We start from the raw sequence: 16824 nt of genomic DNA, 5'->3' as shown, positions 1-16824 counted from the left end.
CGGCTTTGCAACAATGGACAGGTGACTGTTGCAGCAACTCCTCCCGCACCCAAGCTGGAACTCCCGCCCCTCAAGCTGGGACCCATCACGGTTGACACCCCGGTGATCCTGGCCCCGATGGCCGGCATCACCAACTCCGCCTTCCGCAGGCTCTGCCGTGAGTACGGCGGCGGCATGTACGTGGCGGAGATGGTCACCTCCCGCGCGCTCGTGGAGCGGACGCCCGAATCCCTCCGCATCATTTCGCACGACGACGACGAAAAGGTCCGTTCCGTCCAGCTGTACGGCGTGGACCCCGGCACCGTCGGCGCCGCCGTCCGGATGCTCGTGGAGGAGAACCGGGCCGATCACATCGACCTCAACTTCGGTTGCCCCGTTCCCAAGGTGACCCGGCGCGGCGGCGGCTCGGCCCTGCCCTGGAAAATCGACCTCTTCACCTCCATCGTGCAGACCGCCGTCAGGGAAGCCTCCAAAGGCAACGTTCCGCTGACCATCAAGATGCGCAAAGGCATCGACGATGACCACCTGACATACCTCGACGCAGGCCGCATCGCCCGCGATGCCGGTGTTGCCGCCGTCGCGCTCCACGGCCGCACCGCCGCGCAGTTCTATTCCGGCAAGGCCGACTGGTCCGCCATCGCCCGGCTCCGTGAAGCGCTGCCTGACATCCCGGTGCTGGGCAACGGCGACATCTGGTCCGCCGAGGACGCCGTCCGGATGGTGCGCGAAACCGGCGTGGACGGAGTGGTGGTTGGCCGCGGTTGCCAGGGGCGGCCGTGGCTCTTCGGCGACCTGCAGGCTGCTTTCGAAGGCAGCGACGTCCGCCACCGCCCCAACCTGCGCCAGGTGGCGGAGGGCGTCTACCGCCACGCCGAGCTCATGGTGGAGACTTTTGGCGATGAGGGCAAGGCGCTGCGGGAGATCCGCAAGCACATGGCCTGGTACTTCAAGGGCTATGTGGTGGGCGGGGAACTGCGCACCCGCCTGGCGCTGGTGACCAGCCTGGAGGTGCTGCGGGACACCCTGGCCGAGCTGGACCTGGATTCGCCCTATCCGGGGGTGGACGCCGAAGGCCCGCGCGGCCGCGCGGGCTCGCCGAAGAGGCCTGCCCTGCCCAAGGACTGGCTGGACTCCCGGGCCCTGAACGAGGACCAGTCCAGGGACATCGCCGCCGCCGAACTGGACGTCTCCGGTGGGTAAGACTCGTGCGGCCGGAACCCCCACCGCCGCCCTGGCACTGCCCGGCTACGACACCCATGATTCCGCCCGCTGGGTGGAGGAGCCGCCCAAAAGCACCTACCGCTCCGACTTTGAACGGGACCGTGCCCGGGTGCTGCACTCCTCGGCCCTGCGCCGGCTGGGCGCCAAAACCCAGGTAGTGGCACCGGACACTGACGACTTCGTCCGCACCCGGCTGACCCACAGCCTGGAAGTGGCGCAGGTGGGCCGCGAGCTGGGCCGGGCCCTGGGCTGCGACCCGGATGTGGTGGACACGGCCTGCCTCAGCCATGACCTGGGGCACCCGCCCTTCGGCCACAATGGGGAATCGGCGCTGAACGAGGTGGCGCACGCTGTCGGCGGCTTCGAAGGCAACGCCCAGACCCTCCGCCTGCTCACCCGGCTCGAACCCAAGGTGCTCACGGCTGACGGCCAGCCCGCCGGACTGAACCTCACCCGCGCAAGCCTTGACGCGGCGTCGAAATACCCGTGGTCCGCCCTGGAAGCTCCGGTGATCCATGGCCGGCGGACCAGCAAGTTCGGCGCCTACGAGGACGACCTGCCCATCTTCAACTGGATCCGCGAGGGTGCCCCGGAACGACGGACCTGCCTGGAAGCGCAGGTCATGGACCTGGCGGACGACATCTCCTACTCGGTGCACGACGTGGAGGACGCGATCGTTGCCGGCCACTTCCAGCTGCGCTGGATGGACAACCCGGACCACCGCGCCCGGGTGGTGGGATACGCCAAGCAGTGGTACCTCCCGCACAACGATCCTGCCGCCATCGACGCCGCGCTGGCACGGCTGGAGGCTACGGACGTGTGGGTGCGCGAGGCTGACGGCAGCCGCAAGTCCATGGGAGCCCTGAAGAACATGACCAGCCAGCTGATCGGCCGGTTCTGCCAGAGCGCCCTGGAGACCACCCGCGCCGTGTATGGTCCGGAAAACCTCACCCGCTACAACGCCGAGCTCATGGTGCCGGATGAGACCGTCATGGAAATCGCGGTGATGAAGGGCCTGGCCACCACCTTCGTGATGACCACGGAACACCGCCAGCCCATCTACGAGCGCCAGCGGGAAGTACTCCACGCCCTGGTCACAGCCCTCAGCGCCACCGGGGACCGGCACCTGGAACCGATGTTCGCTGCAGACTGGCGTGACGCGCCCGACGATGGCGCGCGCCTTCGCGTGGTCATCGACCAGGTGGCATCCCTCACCGACGGTTCCGCCCTGGCGATGTACGAGCGCCTGGTGGGGAGCCTGCCCTCGCTGTGGTGAACCGGACCTTGGAAGTCCGGCCTGGACGTCCGCCCGATCAACAGCTTCCTTAAGGCATTTACACAGGAAGGAAGCGCACCATGGGAGGAAAGGCAGGCCGCCAGGACGGGAGCAGGTCATGAGTACTCGCAGCAGGGGCAAACGCCTTGCCACCGGGATCACCGCCGCCGTGGGCGTTGGAAGTTTCGCTGCTGCCGGGGTGGCCGCCGCGGCTGTGTATGCCGCAACGCCTTCCGTGATAGCCAGGACTACCCCCGCCACGGACAGCAGCACGCAGGGGAGCACTCCGAAGTCCGGTGGCTCTGCCCGCTCTGACGACGACGACCACGCCACCACCCAGGACAAGAGCACACGCCGTTCGAAGAGCCACGGCAAAAGCGGCAGCACCAGCCCGGTCCAACCCGGAAACGGCGGCACCATCCACGGCAGGTCCTCGGGGTCCTGACGTGGCTGGGTCCGATACCGCAGGTCCCAAGGAGGCTGTTCCCCGGCCCACCGAAAGCACAGCCCAGTCCAGCTGGACGGTCTGGCAGCTTGAGGCATCCGTTACGGTTACCGATCCCGGAACGCTTGCCGCAGCGGAAGGCATTGTCCGGGACGTAGTGGCGGCTGTAGACCTCGCCTGCAGCCGTTTTCGCAGTGATTCCGAACTGTTGGGGCTCCAGCCCCGGATGGCGCGGGGCGTTACCGTGAGCCCCATGTTCCGGCTGCTCCTGGAGCGTGCCCTGGACGCCGCGGCAATGACCAACGGTGACGTCGACCCCACCCTCGGAGCAGACCTGGCCGCCCTTGGCCACGGCCCGGGGATGGAGGACAGACAGGGACTCCTGAGCGTGGAGGTATCGCCGCTGCCCGCGTCGTCGGAACCCCCGGCGCCACGGGTACCAGGCTGGTCCCGCCTGCGCCTTGACTCCACGACACTGACCCTCCCGGCCGACCTCCGCCTGGACCTGGGTGCGTCGGCCAAGGCCATGGCGGCGGATCTCGCCGCTGCCGCGGTGCACCGGAAGCTGGGCTGTGGGGTGCTCGTGAGCCTGGGCGGAGACGTGGCAAGCGCAGGGCCCGGACCACAGACACAAGGAAAGCCGGGCCAGTGGCAGATCCTGGTTCAGGATCTCCCAGCCGATCCCGCCCAACAAATCTCCGTGGCGCCGGGGTTTGCCCTGGCTACGTCCAGTACGCAAAAGCGCCGCTGGACGCATCAGGGGACACACGTCCATCACATCCTTGACCCCCGCTTTGGCCTTCCTGCCGAAACGGTCTGGCGCTCGGTAACCGTGGCGGCGCAAACCTGCCTGGAAGCAAACGCGTTCAGCACTGCGGCCATCGTCCGCGGCTTTGCGGCGGTGGAATGGTTCCGGGCCGAAGGAATCCCCGCCCGGCTCGTGGACAGCAGGGGCAGGGTCACCACCACCGGCACCTGGCCCGCCGGGGGTGCCGGTCATGGATGAAGCAATGTGGGCTTTCGGCCGGGTCAGTGGCTTTGTATCCCTGGCATTGTTCACCGCGTCCGTGCTGTTAGGGATCCTCAACAGGTCCGGCCGCCCATTGCTGGTGCTGCCACGGTTCTCCATCAGCCTCCTGCACCGGAACATCGCCCTGCTCGCTGCGGTCTTCCTGGGGCTGCACGTGGGATCTCTGCTCCTTGACTCCTTTGCCAAACTGAAGCCGGTGGACATCGTGGTGCCGTTCCTGGGCTCATTCCAGCCGTTTTGGCAGGGGCTGGGGACGGTTGCCCTGGACCTTGTCCTAGCCGTGGGGGTGACGGGGCTGCTGCGGCACCGGATCGGACAGCGCAGCTTCAAAGCCGTCCACTGGCTCAGCTACGGGATCTGGCCCGTTGCTATGGCGCACGTCCTCGGAAACGGTTCCGATGTCTCGAGCGGGTGGTTCCTCCTGCTGGCCTTGGCGTCCGCGGTGGCTGTTGCCGCGGCCCTGCTGTGGCGGCTGAGCCCATCCTTCCTCGAAACCTCGCACGCCAGGCAAGGAAACCTGCCATGAGCCCTGACATCCACCCGCAAGCTGCCGGTGACATCTACCCGCAAGCCGCCCGGAGCGTGCACGGGGACGGGACGCAAACCGCCCACCCGCCGGCCCATCCAAACAACATCGGCCAGGACGTCATCCGTCAGGACAGCAGCCGCCGGGAACCCCGCCTCTTGGCGGCAGGCCCTGATGCGGGCTGGGAGCAGCACCTGGACACCTTCGGGCACTGGGACCCCCAGGCTGCAGGGCCAGGCTTGCTGGAGGCGCTGGCGGCAGCCGGACTCACCGGCCGCGGCGGTGCCGCGTTCGAAACCTGGCGCAAGGCCTCTGCGGCTGCAGGGTCAGGCAGGAAAGGTTTGTTTCCCGCCCGGCCGGTGGTGATCGCCAACGGTGCCGAAGGTGAGCCGCTCAGTTTCAAGGACCGGACGCTCCTTGCCCGTGCGCCCCACCTGGTCATCGATGGACTGCTCGCCATGGCCGCAGCCCTGGGCGGGGCAGGCATGTATGTCTACGCACAGGCCGCAAGCCTTCCGCGCATACAGCAGGCCCTCACCGAGCGGCCCGGTGCCAGGAAGATCCGTGTGGTGGAGGCTCCGGAAACGTTCATCTCCGGGGAGTCGAGCGCCGTCGTCAATATGATCGCCAACGGTATTGCCGTCCCCATGGACCAGCGCCGGCGCCTCAGCGAGTCAGGACTCAACGGCCGTCCCACAGTGGTGGTAAATGTCGAAACCCTGGCCCAGGTTGCCTTGATCGCCCGCTACGGTGCGCAATGGTTCCGCCAGGCCGGCACATCAACGGATACCGGCACCCGGCTGGTCTCCGTCTCCGGCCCTGCCCCGGTACGGGATGTCGTGCTGGAGGTGCCCGGCGGCGCGCAACTTTCCGCTGTTCTGCAGGAAGCGGGAATGGATCCTGCGTCCTTGTCCGCCGTCCTGGTGGGCGGATACCACGGCCGGTGGGTGCGGCCAGCGGCCCACGTCCTCTCACCCGTGGGGCCGCCGGACGGGACGGCCCGCCCGGGCGCAGGAGTGATCCATGCCCTGGACCTGCAGATCTGCGGCGTCCAGGCAACGGCCCGGATTGTCACCTACCTGGCCGGCGGGTCCGCCCGGCAATGCGGGCCCTGCATGTTTGGCCTGCCAGCCATGGCGTCCGTGCTCAACCGGATCGCCGGTGGCGAAATAAATTCCCGCCTCATATTTGAGTTGGACCGCCTGGGACGGATGGTCTCCAGCCGCGGGGCGTGCCGGCATCCGGAAGGAACCACGGGGCTGGTCAGCAGCGCCCTGGAGGTCTTCGCCGCGGACTTCCGCGCCCATCTTTCCGGATACTGCGCTGGCCCGGGAGGCGTAGCGGCATGACGACGTACCTGCACATCGACTGGACCAGTTGCGACGGCCGGGGCCTGTGCACCGAACTGCTTCCCGCCGTGCTGGCCCGGGACGACTGGGGGTATCCGGTGGCGCGCGGCAAGGTGGGACGGGAACGCACGGACGTACCCCTGCGGGACGCGGACCGTGAAGCCGCCCAGGAGGCCGTCTTCCTCTGCCCCAAACTGGCCCTGAGCCTGCTCGAGCGGACACCGCCGAAACCGGAACAGCGGACGCCTGGCCGGTGACGCCCGGGCACTGACACTAAGATGGCTCTGTGCCTGGGCTGATCAAACGTGAAGATATCGACGAAGTACGCCAGCGCACGGACATCAAGGAAGTGGTGGACGGCTACGTCACGCTCAAGGGTGCCGGGCTGGGAACTTTCAAGGGCCTGTGCCCCTTCCACGACGAGCGCTCGCCGTCCTTCACGGTCCGTCCCCAGGTAGGCCGCTACCACTGCTTCGGCTGCGGCGAGGACGGGGATGTCATCGCCTTCGTCCAGAAGCAGGACCACAGCTCCTTCCAGGAAGCCGTGGAAAAGCTCGCTGCCCGGATCGGCTATGAGCTCCGGTACGAGGATGGCGGAACCGGGCCCAACCGTGAGGAAGTGGGCCGCCGCCAGCGGCTCCTTGACGCGCATAAAATCGCCGACGAGTTCTTCCGCGCCCAGCTGCTCACCCCCGGCGCCGCCGAGGCCCGGAACTTCCTGTTTGGCCGGGGCTTCGACCGCGCAGCGGCTGAACACTTCGGCTGCGGTTACGCCCCGCAGGGGTGGGACGCCCTCCTGAAGCACCTTCGCGGGCGGGGTTTCACCGATGCCGAGCTCAAGCTCACGGGAATGTTCTCCGAAGGCAACCGCGGGATCTACGACCGCTTCAGGGGCCGCCTCATCTGGCCCATCAAGGACATGGCCGGCGACACCATCGGCTTCGGCGCCCGCAAGCTCTACGAGGACGACCAGGGCCCCAAGTACCTCAACACCCCCGAAACCACCCTCTACAAGAAGTCCCAGGTCCTGTACGGCATCGACCTCGCCAAGCGCAGCATCGCCAAGGACCGCCAGTTGGTGGTGGTGGAGGGCTACACCGACGTGATGGCCTGCCACCTTGCGGGAATTACGACGGCGGTAGCCACCTGCGGCACGGCGTTCGCCACCGAGCACATCAAGATCGCCCGGCGGCTGTTGTCCGACGACGGCACCGGGGGAGAGGTGGTGTTCACCTTCGATGGCGACGCCGCCGGGCAGAAGGCCGCCCTGCGGGCCTTCGAGGAGGACCAGCGCTTCACCGCGCAGACATACGTGGCCGTGGAACCCACCGGCGCCGATCCCTGCGACCTCCGCCTCAGCCGGGGGGATGAGGCGGTGCATGCCCTGATCCAGTCCCGGCGGCCGCTGTTCGAGTTCGCCATCCGCTCCACGCTGAAGCAGTTCAACCTGGACACCGTTGAAGGGCGCGTCCAGGGCCTGAAGGCGTCCGTGCCGGTGGTGGCGGCCATCCGCGACGCGTCCACCCGGACGGGCTACTGCCAGGCGCTGACCGGCTGGCTGGGCATGCCGGACCCCAATGAGGTCCTGCGCATGGTCACTGCAGCCGTCAAGCGCGGCGACACGGGACGTCCCCCCGCGCCCGGGCAGCCCCAGGCTGGAAGCCCTGCCCGCCCAGCTGCCGCCCAGTCCGGTGCTGCCCAGCCCGGCGGACCCGGCGTAGCTGCCGGACCGCCGTCGGGCGCTGTCCCCTCCTACCACCGGCCCGACCCCCGGGACCCCGTGGCCTCCATGGAACGGCAAGCGCTGGAAGTGGCCCTCCAGCAGCCTGCCCTGCTGGGAGGCCCGTTCTGGGACCGGTTCGCCGCCGCCGGATTTGCCACCCCCGCCTTCCGGGCCGTCCATGACGCCATGCGCGCCACGGGCCCCGGGCTGCTGGGGGATCCTGTGCGCTGGGTGGAGCACGTGATGCACGAGGTCCCGGAGCCCCTCCGGCCCCTGGTCTCGGAGCTTGCCGTGGTGCCGCTGCCGGCCCACACGGAGGAGGCGGTGCTGAAATACTGCCGCGACATCCTGGCCAGACTTTTCGAACTCCAAATCACCCGTGTCAAAGCGGACAAGATGGGCCAGCTGCAGCGCCTCGACGCCGCAGCAGACCCGGAGACCTACCAACGGCTCAACCGCGAACTGATGATGCTGGAAATGGAACGCCGGGCACTGCGGGCGGAGTCCTAGGCCGGGCGCCCAGCGGACCAGCGGGTGGCGGAGGTCACCCCCTGCCCGATTTCGTTTCCGCCGCAGGTGTTTGCTAGGCTGATACCCGCTTCATTCCTCCTTAGCTCAATTGGCAGAGCATTCGACTGTTAATCGAAGGGTTGCTGGTTCAAGTCCAGCAGGAGGAGCTTCCAATCCCCGTTCCGGCCTCCGGAACGGGGATTTTTGTATCCCGGCAGGGCCGTTTGGGCCCGGAATACCGCCGATTTCCCTTGGGCCGGAATCCTTTGCTAATGTCATACCTGCTTCATTCCTCCTTAGCTCAATTGGCAGAGCATTCGACTGTTAATCGAAGGGTTGCTGGTTCAAGTCCAGCAGGAGGAGCTTCACGAAAAATCCCCGTTCCTCCAGCTGGAGGAACGGGGATTTTTTCTTTCCGCGCGGCGGGAGGCTTGGGCGGGAAGCCGGGCTAGACGAAGTCCATTTCCACCTGCAGGAACCTTTCGGCCTCGGCGATGGCCGCCTCGAAGGCCTCCTTCTCGGTAGGCGACTTACGGGGTTCGCGCGGGCTCCATTCATGTGGCGCGGAGTGGATCCTGACAAAGCCGGCGTCCGGCGGGGCGTAGAAAATCCCGAAGCGCTGCACGGGCCATTCCGGCGAGGTCTCCGGCGCCACCAGCAGGGCCGCATTGAAGGCGGGGTTGAACCATTGGGCGATCGGCCGGCGCCGGTCTTCGGTGAACAGCCCGGCCGCGTACAGCGCCGCCGACTGCTGTCCCGCCTGCGCGCACAGCCGCTCCCACCACAGTGGCAGGATCCGGGCGTCGCACCGTTGCCAGGTGGCCGGAAGTGGCGGTTGGTTCTGCCAGTTGGGCACGCCATCATTTTATCGCGCCAGGAAGCCGGAGGGCAGGGAGAGCCGCGGCAGGGCCGCAGATCAGGCGGGCACGCGGTCAGCGGCGGTCCCGGCGTCCCGGATTCACCCGGTACAGGAGGGCGGCGCCGGCCAGCAGCCCCAGGACGATACCCATGGCAGGGTTGCCAAGGGCGCGGCCGGCAAAGTAGCCGACGACGGCGCCAAGCACCGCCCCGAGGAAAAGTCCCCTTCCGTTGCGGTGCGGTGTGCGGCTCATGGAACGGCCTTTCAATAGAAAGCTGGCGCTCAGTGGTTTTTAGGCGCTCAGTGGATCGAAGGAACAGTGCGCGGCCGGACCACCAGCCAGAGTGCGGCAATGGCCACCAGGATGCATGCCGCCTGCACCGCGCCCATCGGCGCGGCGCTGGTGATGCCGAGCCAGCCCACCACGGGGGAGATCAGTCCGGCCGTGAGGAACGTGGCCGCACCCAGCAGCGATGCAGCAGTCCCGGCCTGGCCGGCATGGCCGGCCAGGGCCAGCACCTGCACACAGGGGAACATGAAGCCGGTGCCCATGATGTAGAACCACAGCGGGACCATGACGCCCCACAGCCCCAGGCCCATCCGGTCGAAGACCACGATCAGCAGGGCCATCAGGAACATCCAGGCAGTAGCTCCGGCCAGGATCCATTGCGGCGGGACGATCCTGATGAGCCGCGCGCTGGTCTGCACGCCGGCCACGATACCCAGGGAATTGATGCCGAACAGCAGCCCGTACTGCTGGGCGGAGAAGCCAAACACATCCTGGAAGAGAAAGGGCGAGGCGGAGAGGTAGGTGAAGAGGCCACCGAAGTTGAAGCCGGCCACCATCAGCAGCCCCACGAAGATCCGGTCGCTGAAGAGCGACTTGTAGCGCTGCCGGGCCGTCATGCCGCTCTGGCCCCGTTTCTCCGGCGGAAGGGTTTCGCGCACCAGGAGCAGGGCGGCCACGATCACCAACGTCCCGTACACGGCCAGGAACACGAAGATGCCGGGCCACGGCATCACCAGGAGCAGTTGTGAGCCGATGACGGGGGCAAGGATGGGTGCCAGCCCGTTGACCAGGGACATCCGGGAGAACATCCGCACCATGGCATACCCGGAGAACAGGTCACGCACCATGGCCATGGCCACCACGCCGCCGCCGGCGGCACCGACTCCCATCAGGACCCGGAAGATCCCCAACGTGGTGATGTCCGTTGACAGGGCAGCGCCCAGGGACGCGGCGATGTGCAGTGCCGTGGCCAGGATCAGCGGGGTCCTGCGGCCGAACTTGTCGCTGAAGGGACCCACCACCAGCTGACCGAACGCAAAACCGACCGTAGTGCCTGCCAGGGTGAGCTGGACCTGGGCCTCGGTCACCCCCAGGCTTGCCTCCAGCGCGGGAAAGGCAGGGAGGTACAGGTCGATGGTGAACGGACCGAGGGCAGTGAGGGCGCCCAGAAGGAGGATGTACAAGAGCTTCCGGCGGCGGCTCAGCAGGTCGCCCGGATTGGGGGGATTGGTCACGGGAAACAATCCTAGGCCCGGCCAGGACTGTTTTTGCAGCGTTGTAGGCCGCGCCGTCCGGCAAGCCCCCAAGTTCGCCCTGAACCTGAATGGTAGTTTTGGTGGCGTGGACTGTGCGGCTGCACATTTCCCAGCAAACGGAAGCAGTATCCACCCATGAGACCAGTAAGGCGGAACCGATGAGCGGACGTCACAGCGGGCGTACCAGCCCGGGATTGCGAATCACTGCGCTGCCCGGGACGGCAAGACTCCTTTTCCGGTTGGCCCCCCGCCAGCTCAATGACGAGATCGCCTTCGCCAAGATCGAACTCAAGCGCAAGGGAATCCAGGTGGGGGTGGCCGCGGCCTTCTTCGCCGTGGCGCTCCTCTTCCTGGCGTTCCTGGTGGTCGGCCTGATCGTCGCAGCCATCATGGGGCTGGCCACCATCATGCCCGCCTGGCTGGCAGCCCTCCTGGTCTCCGCTGCCTTCCTGCTGATAGCCCTCGTCGGCGGACTGGTTGGCCTCGCGCGGTTCAAGAAGGCCATGCCGCTGATGCCGGAGGAAACCATCCGCGGCATCAGGCACGATATCGGCGTCGCCAGGGAAGGCTCCGCCTTTAACCCGGCTGTCCTGGATCCTGAGAGCCCGGAGGCCAAGGCGGCGAAGGCAGCCAAGGCCGAAGCAGCTGCCAAGGCAAAGGCCGAGAAGGCAGCAAAGTCCGCGGAGCACGACCAGGAATTCCCGCACGCCTCCGAGCCCGAGCTGGTGCGCCGCTTGAGCCAGCGTCGCCACCACCTCACCGAGGTCCGCGATGAACTGGACACGGAGCTGGATGTAAAGACCCAGGCCCGCTACCTGCTGGCCGCCGCCCAGGTCAAAGCCCGCGAGGGCCAGGTACTGGCGCAGCGCGGTGTGGATGCGGCGGGGCAGAGGCTCGCGGCGTTGTCCGGATCCACGGACCTGTCCAGGCGCTGGAAGCCGCTGGCAGCGTTCGCGGCGGCCGGGACCGTCCTGGTGGTCCTCCTCCGAAAGCTGCTCCGCTCCAACTAGTCCCTGTCCCGGCGAACGACGTTCCGGCAGGCAACGCATAACCGAAAGACCGCGACGCGGCGCAGCAGGAAGGAGAGGGGGAGGGTGAAGTTCATTGGTGCAGGTGCCCGCCCCGGCCGTCCGCAGGTGGACCGCGACCTCGTGTTCACCATCCCCAACCTGCTCACCGTCGTGCGGTTCATGGGTGTCCCGCTGTTCATGTGGCTCGTCCTGGCCCAAAAGGAATACGGCGCCGGAGTGATCGTCCTGGCGGTCATGGCCGGGACGGACTGGATTGACGGCTACATTGCCCGCCGGTTCGACCAGACCTCCAAGCTGGGAAGGGTCCTTGACCCCATCGCCGACCGGCTGGCCCTGCTGGCCGTGGCGTCCACCCTGGTGATTGCCGGCGTCGTGCATTGGCTGTACCTGGCCGCGCTGGTAATCCCCGACGCCGTCCTGCTGGTCCTGACACTCTCCTTCTTCCACGGCCACCCGGACCTCCCCGTCAGCGTGGTGGGCAAGGTGAGGACCGGACTGCTGCTCCTCGGAACGCCGCTGCTGGTCCTTTCCCGCCTCGACACAGGCTTCTCTGGCCAACTCTTCGCCGCAGCCTGGGTGGTGCTGGGCCTGGGCCTGATTGGACACTGGATCGCCGCGTACAACTACTTCTGGGCCATCCTGCGAAAGGGCAGGGAGCAGAAACAGCACGACGGCGGGAACGGCTGATGGTGTGGCTTGCCGTCGGCCTGGCGGTCCTTGGCGCCTGCTGCCTGGCCTTGGGCGCCCAACGCCAGGGCAGTGCCGTTAAAGCCGACACCGGCGGGCTTGCCCTGAGTTCCAACGGTTTCCTGCGCCTCCTGCGCAGTCCGCGCTGGATGTTCGGGCTCCTGCTGCTGTGCGCCGGAATGGCACTGAACGCCGTGGCCCTGGTCTCCGCCCCGCTCACGGTGGTCCAGCCCATCGGCGCCATCGCCCTGGTGATCACCACCGTGGTCAACGCCCGGGACCAGGACCTGACCATCAACCGTGCCACCGCCGTGTCCATCGGCGCCTGCGTCACGGGCTCGGCGCTCTTTGTCCTCCTTGCGGTCAACGTGACCCAGGAGAGCCATCACGTCAGCCTGGAGGACGAGCTGACCATCGTGCTGCTGCTTGCACTGGCGGTGGGGCTGTTCGGCACGTCGGCCGCAATGTTCAGGCACCGCATGAACGCGTTCGTCTACATCCTCGGCGCCGGGGTCCTGTTCGGCTTCGTTGCGGTCCTGACCAGGATCATCGGCAAGCACCTTCTGGACCCCAACGGCCTCTTCCTGCTGAACGTCCAGTGGTACTCGGTGGTGGCCATCGTCGCGGCAGGCGGCCTGGGGTCCTGGTTCGTGCAGAGCGCGTACTCCACCGGCCCGCCGGACCTGGTGATCGCCGGGCTTACGGTCATCGACCCCATGGTGGGCATTGCCATCGGCATCATCATCTTGGGCGAACTGCGGCCCGACGTCCATGCCGTCATGGCGATAGCGATGGCAACGGCTGCCTGCCTTGCTATCGTTGGGGTTATCGCCCTTTCCCGGCACCATCCGGAGGTTACCAAGCGCAAGAAGGACGCGCGGAAGGCCGCCGGCAGGGCGTCCCACTAGCCCGTTCCCCAACAAGCCCAGCAATTCCACGAAGCCCGGCGCCCCTGCGCCAGCGGCCAACCGTGCTGTCAGTTCCACGCTGTCCGCACCGTGACCATCAGGAGTACTCCATATGACCACGCCAGCCGACCAGCGTCCCCTGACCATCCTGATCGCGGCGGACACCTATCCGCCGGATGTCAACGGCGCGGCCCAGTTCGGATACCGGCTTGCCAAGGGAATGACTGCCCGGGGCCACAACGTCCATGTCCTGGCGTCCCGCGACAACAAGGGCAAGAGCTTCACCGAGTTCCGCGAGGAAGCAACCGTGCACCGGCTCCGCTCGCACAGGGCGTTCACCCACGAGACCTTCCGCCTCTGCTTTCCTTGGGAAATCAAGAAAGAAATCAGCCTGCTGTTTGACCGGGTCAAGCCCGATGTGGTGCACATCCAAAGTCACTACATGATCGGCGAGCATGTGCTCTATGAGGCAGTAAAGCGCGGCGTCCGGATCATCGCCACCAACCACTTCATGCCCGAAAACCTCAACCCCTTCCTGCCGTTCCCGCAGTGGTTCAAGGACATCATTGGCCGGATTTCCTGGAAGGACATGGGCAAGGTCATGGGCCAGGCGGATGTGGTGACCACCCCCACGCCCCTGGCAGCCCGGGCCATGCATGAGCATGCCTTCCTGCGAAAGGTCCTCCCGTTGTCCAACGGCATCGACTCCTCGGCTTACGAGCTGCAGCCGGGCGAGCACATCGAGCCGCATGCCAACCCCACGGTGCTGTTCGCCGGACGCCTGGCGGAAGAAAAGCACGTGGACGTCCTCATCCAGGCCATCAGCAAGACACCGCCGGAGCTGAACGTGCACCTGGAGGTCGTGGGCGGCGGCGAAGTCCGTCCTGCCCTGGAGGACCTGGTGCGGCGGCTTGGACTCAGCAGCCGGGTGAAATTCCTGGGCCTTGCCAGCGACGAGGAACTGCGTAAGGCCTACATCCGGGCGGACCTGTTCTGCATGCCCGGAACCGCGGAACTCCAGTCCCTGGTGACCCTGGAAGCGATGTCCGCCTCCACTCCGGTGGTCCTTGCGGATGCCATGGCGCTGCCGCACCTGGTGCGCGATGGTGAGAACGGGTACCTTTTCACCCCCAACGACAGTGACGACCTCGCCAAAAAGATCACGCAGGTCCTGGAGCTGCCCAGGGAAGAACAGCGCGCCATGGGCCGTGCCAGCCGGCAATTGGTGGAGCCCCACAGCATCCAGGGAACGCTCCAGACCTTCGAGGACCTGTACCGCGGTGCCGGTTATGAGGACAAAGTGGTCTGAACCCTTTCCCGGGTTTGCTAGAGTGTTTCTGCCCTGCCCGAGCGTGGCGTTTGCACAGGTGCTCGGCGGGATCTGGGGCTATAGCTCAGCTGGTTAGAGCGCGGGACTCATAATCCTAAGGTCCTCGGTTCAAGTCCGAGTAGCCCTACCGCCCATCGACAACCGCGGCCAACGATTTCCGTTGGCCGCGGTTTCTTGGTTAACCCGAGCCCCTGCGATATGTTACTGACCAGTAACATTCCGTGTTCCGCACCGCGGCATGGTCAGCGCTGAACATCAAAGAAGGTACCCATGGCCACCTCCGCAGCCGATCCCCACGAACTTCCCTACGCCGACGGCGACTTCTTCGCCTTCGAGCAGCTTCTCTCCGGAAAGGAGCAGGACCGGCTCGCCGAAGTCCGCGGGTTCCTGGCGCAGGAAGTCAGGCCCATTGCGGTGGACTGCTGGAACCGCGGCGAGTTCCCCATGGACCTGGTGCCGAAGCTCGCCGGCCTGGACCTGATGAGCCCCGTCCGCCGGCAGGGGTACTCCAACCTCTTCGCGGGCATGCTGCACGCGGAGCTCACACGTGCCGACGCCTCCATCGCCACTTTCCTGGGCGTGCACGACGGGCTGTTCACCGGTTCCATTGAGTTGCTGGCGTCCCAGGAGCAGAAGGACGAGTGGCTTCCCGACATCTACGGCCTGAAGAAGATCGGCGCCTTCGGCCTGACCGAGCCGCTGGGCGGCAGCGACGTCGCCGGCGGAACCCGTACCACCGCACGGAAAGACGGTGACAGCTGGATCCTCAACGGGGCCAAGCGGTGGATCGGCAACGCCACCTTCTCGGACTGGGTGGTGGTGTATGCCCGGGACGTGGCGGACAACCAGGTCAAGGGCTTCCTGGTGGACACCACGCTGGCCGGGTTCAGTGCAACAAAGATCGAGAACAAGATCTCGCTGCGTACCGTGCAGAACGCCGACATTGTCCTGACGGACGTTGAGGTCCCGGACCACTTCAAGCTTGCGCACGCCAACAGCTTCCGCGACGTCAATAAAGTACTCAAGGTCACGCGCCTGGCTGTCGCCTGGCAGGCCGTTGGACTCCAATTGGCAGCGTTCGACGTTGCCCGCCGCTACGCCGTGGAGCGCCACCAGTTCGGCAGGCCCCTGGCCTCCTTCCAGCTCATCCAGGACCAGCTGGTCCGGATCCTGGGCAACACCGTCAGCTCCATGGGGATGATGGTCCGCCTCTCACAACTGGAGGACGCGGGCGTGGCCAGGGATGAACAATCCGCATTGGCCAAGGCCTTCGCCACCGCGCGCATGCGGGACAGTGTGGCGCTGGGCCGCGGCATCCTTGGCGGCAACGGGATCGTGACCGACTTCGAAATGGCCAAGATCTTTGCCGACGCCGAGGCAATTTACTCCTACGAGGGCACGGCCGAAATCAACACCCTGGTGACGGGACGGGCCATCACAGGCATCTCGGCCATCGTTTAAGCGGCGATGCCCGCCCGCCAGGTTACGGCGGGCCGGGCAGCGGAAGCAGGATGGACGGGCGGAGGTCCAGGACGAACTGCAGCGGATTGACGTATTCCTCGCCTTCCCGGACTCCCCAATGCAGGCATTGTGCCGCCGGACAGTGTCCCGGCAGCACGGTCCCGATCACCTCGCCCGCAGCCACGGGTGCCCCCGCCGCCAGGGTGCTTTCCACCGGTTCGAAACTGCTCCGAAGCCCGCCGCCATGATCGATGGTGATCACGGGCCGGTCCACCACCACGCCCACGAAGCTTACTGTTCCCGCCGACGGGGAAGTGACCTGGGTCCCGGCTGCGGCGAAGCCCAGGTCAACGCCGCGGTGCCCGCTGAGCCAGGGCTTCGGCGGGGGATCGAAACCGCGCAGCACCGGCGGGCGCGGTGACAGCGGCCACTGCCAGGAAGGCCTGGCGCCTGCCTGGCCAGCCGGCGTCGTGCTCTTCTGCTGGTTCAAGGAGGGTTGGCCGGAGGAGATGACGCCGGAGGGATGGGCCTGCGACGCGGAGGCCACGGACGCCGGCAGCAGCAGGAGCGCGGCCAGGAGGACTGATGGTTTCATGCCGCCAGCCTGCCCGGCTGCGCCCTGTACCGGCAGGGCCGATTCCGCCTATGTGGACAACCGTGCTGCTTTCGGAGGATCCTTCCGGGCAGCGGATTCCGGTCCGACGGGCGGGGGCGCCTGTAGTACACTTGATGGAGCAGTTTGCTGCGCCCTCAACGCTTCCCGTCCCAGTGGTTCACCCCCAAAGGTGCATGACCCTGTCCGGATTGCGTCGGCACATCTCATTCAGGAGTGTGGGGGAGCGGCGGCTGACTACGCGCATCCAGCCCTCCGGCAGCCAACGCCCCGGCGTCGTCCATGGAGGATCGCGCTTCCTGCGGTCAGG

Annotated in this window: 17 protein-coding genes and 3 tRNA genes; 16 read left to right on the top strand and 4 right to left on the bottom strand. The window is 66.8% G+C overall.

Annotated features, from left to right (window positions below):
• The first annotated feature begins 21 nt into the window (after positions 1-21).
• The 10 genes from dusB (at position 22) to QFZ57_RS17870 (ending at position 8443) form a co-directional block, all read left to right on the top strand.
• Positions 22-1200 (top strand): tRNA dihydrouridine synthase DusB, encoded by a 1179-nt coding sequence (gene dusB / locus QFZ57_RS17915; protein WP_306901138.1) that lies wholly within the window; start codon positions 22-24, stop codon positions 1198-1200.
• Entirely contained in the window at positions 1193-2497 is a 1305-nt protein-coding gene (locus tag QFZ57_RS17910; RefSeq protein ID WP_373461273.1) for a deoxyguanosinetriphosphate triphosphohydrolase, read from the top strand. Before dusB ends, QFZ57_RS17910 begins: the two co-directional genes overlap by 8 nt.
• A gap of 118 nt (positions 2498-2615) precedes the next feature.
• Entirely contained in the window at positions 2616-2942 is a 327-nt protein-coding gene (locus tag QFZ57_RS17905) for a hypothetical protein (protein WP_306901137.1), read from the top strand.
• 1 nt (position 2943) lies between these two features.
• A complete protein-coding gene (locus tag QFZ57_RS17900; RefSeq protein WP_306901136.1) occupies positions 2944-3948 on the top strand; it encodes an FAD:protein FMN transferase in 1005 nt (334 codons plus the stop codon).
• The gene (locus tag QFZ57_RS17895) at positions 3941-4498 is read left to right on the top strand and encodes a ferric reductase-like transmembrane domain-containing protein (RefSeq protein ID WP_306631831.1); all 558 of its coding nucleotides are present in this window, start codon (positions 3941-3943) and stop codon (positions 4496-4498) included. The genes QFZ57_RS17900 and QFZ57_RS17895 overlap by 8 nt, the downstream gene beginning before the upstream one ends.
• Entirely contained in the window at positions 4495-5847 is a 1353-nt protein-coding gene (locus QFZ57_RS17890; RefSeq protein ID WP_306901135.1) for an NADH-ubiquinone oxidoreductase-F iron-sulfur binding region domain-containing protein, read from the top strand. The genes QFZ57_RS17895 and QFZ57_RS17890 overlap by 4 nt, the downstream gene beginning before the upstream one ends.
• Positions 5844-6104: a ferredoxin gene (locus QFZ57_RS17885; protein WP_306631829.1), complete on the top strand. Its 261-nt coding sequence runs from the start codon at positions 5844-5846 to the stop codon at positions 6102-6104. The genes QFZ57_RS17890 and QFZ57_RS17885 overlap by 4 nt, the downstream gene beginning before the upstream one ends.
• A 29-nt stretch (positions 6105-6133) precedes the next feature.
• Positions 6134-8080, top strand: coding sequence for a DNA primase (gene dnaG / locus QFZ57_RS17880; protein ID WP_306901134.1), 1947 nt, complete (start codon positions 6134-6136; stop codon positions 8078-8080).
• A gap of 94 nt (positions 8081-8174) precedes the next feature.
• Positions 8175-8247: transfer RNA gene (locus QFZ57_RS17875), tRNA-Asn, on the top strand.
• A 123-nt stretch (positions 8248-8370) separates the two neighbouring features.
• Positions 8371-8443: transfer RNA gene (locus QFZ57_RS17870), tRNA-Asn, on the top strand.
• 85 nt (positions 8444-8528) lie between these two features.
• Here the strand turns inward: QFZ57_RS17870 and QFZ57_RS17865 are convergent.
• The 3 genes from QFZ57_RS17865 to QFZ57_RS17855 form a co-directional block, all read right to left on the bottom strand.
• Positions 8529-8936: a hypothetical protein gene (locus QFZ57_RS17865; protein ID WP_056338573.1), complete on the bottom strand. Its 408-nt coding sequence runs from the start codon at positions 8934-8936 to the stop codon at positions 8529-8531.
• Between the two features lie 76 nt (positions 8937-9012).
• Positions 9013-9192, bottom strand: coding sequence for a hypothetical protein (locus QFZ57_RS17860; protein ID WP_306631827.1), 180 nt, complete (start codon positions 9190-9192; stop codon positions 9013-9015).
• A gap of 47 nt (positions 9193-9239) precedes the next feature.
• On the bottom strand, positions 9240-10463 hold the full coding sequence (locus tag QFZ57_RS17855; RefSeq protein WP_306901133.1) for a multidrug effflux MFS transporter: 1224 nt from the start codon (positions 10461-10463) through the stop codon (positions 9240-9242).
• Between the two features lie 179 nt (positions 10464-10642).
• Between QFZ57_RS17855 and QFZ57_RS17850 the strand changes: the two genes are divergently transcribed.
• The 6 genes from QFZ57_RS17850 to QFZ57_RS17825 all read left to right on the top strand — a co-directional run bounded on the left by QFZ57_RS17850 (position 10643) and on the right by QFZ57_RS17825 (position 15901).
• Entirely contained in the window at positions 10643-11494 is an 852-nt protein-coding gene (locus QFZ57_RS17850) for a phage holin family protein (protein WP_306901132.1), read from the top strand.
• Positions 11495-11578: 84 nt separating this feature from the next.
• Positions 11579-12202: a CDP-alcohol phosphatidyltransferase family protein gene (locus tag QFZ57_RS17845; protein WP_306901131.1), complete on the top strand. Its 624-nt coding sequence runs from the start codon at positions 11579-11581 to the stop codon at positions 12200-12202.
• Positions 12202-13110, top strand: coding sequence for a DMT family transporter (locus QFZ57_RS17840; protein WP_306901130.1), 909 nt, complete (start codon positions 12202-12204; stop codon positions 13108-13110). The genes QFZ57_RS17845 and QFZ57_RS17840 overlap by 1 nt, the downstream gene beginning before the upstream one ends.
• A gap of 112 nt (positions 13111-13222) precedes the next feature.
• Positions 13223-14419, top strand: coding sequence for a glycosyltransferase (locus tag QFZ57_RS17835; RefSeq protein WP_306631822.1), 1197 nt, complete (start codon positions 13223-13225; stop codon positions 14417-14419).
• A 74-nt stretch (positions 14420-14493) separates the two neighbouring features.
• Positions 14494-14567: transfer RNA gene (locus QFZ57_RS17830), tRNA-Ile, on the top strand.
• A 143-nt stretch (positions 14568-14710) separates the two neighbouring features.
• The gene (locus QFZ57_RS17825; RefSeq protein WP_306901128.1) at positions 14711-15901 is read left to right on the top strand and encodes an acyl-CoA dehydrogenase family protein; all 1191 of its coding nucleotides are present in this window, start codon (positions 14711-14713) and stop codon (positions 15899-15901) included.
• 22 nt (positions 15902-15923) lie between these two features.
• On the opposite strand, the gene QFZ57_RS17820 is transcribed toward QFZ57_RS17825, so the two are convergent.
• Positions 15924-16496, bottom strand: coding sequence for a M23 family metallopeptidase (locus tag QFZ57_RS17820; RefSeq protein ID WP_306901127.1), 573 nt, complete (start codon positions 16494-16496; stop codon positions 15924-15926).
• Positions 16497-16824: the final 328 nt, after the last annotated feature.

The organism is Arthrobacter sp. B1I2, from assembly GCF_030816485.1.
In the GTDB taxonomy this organism is placed as follows: Bacteria; Actinomycetota; Actinomycetes; order Actinomycetales; family Micrococcaceae; genus Arthrobacter.
Note: the sequence above shows the minus strand (reverse complement) of the source record. Positions and strands in the feature narration are given on the sequence as shown.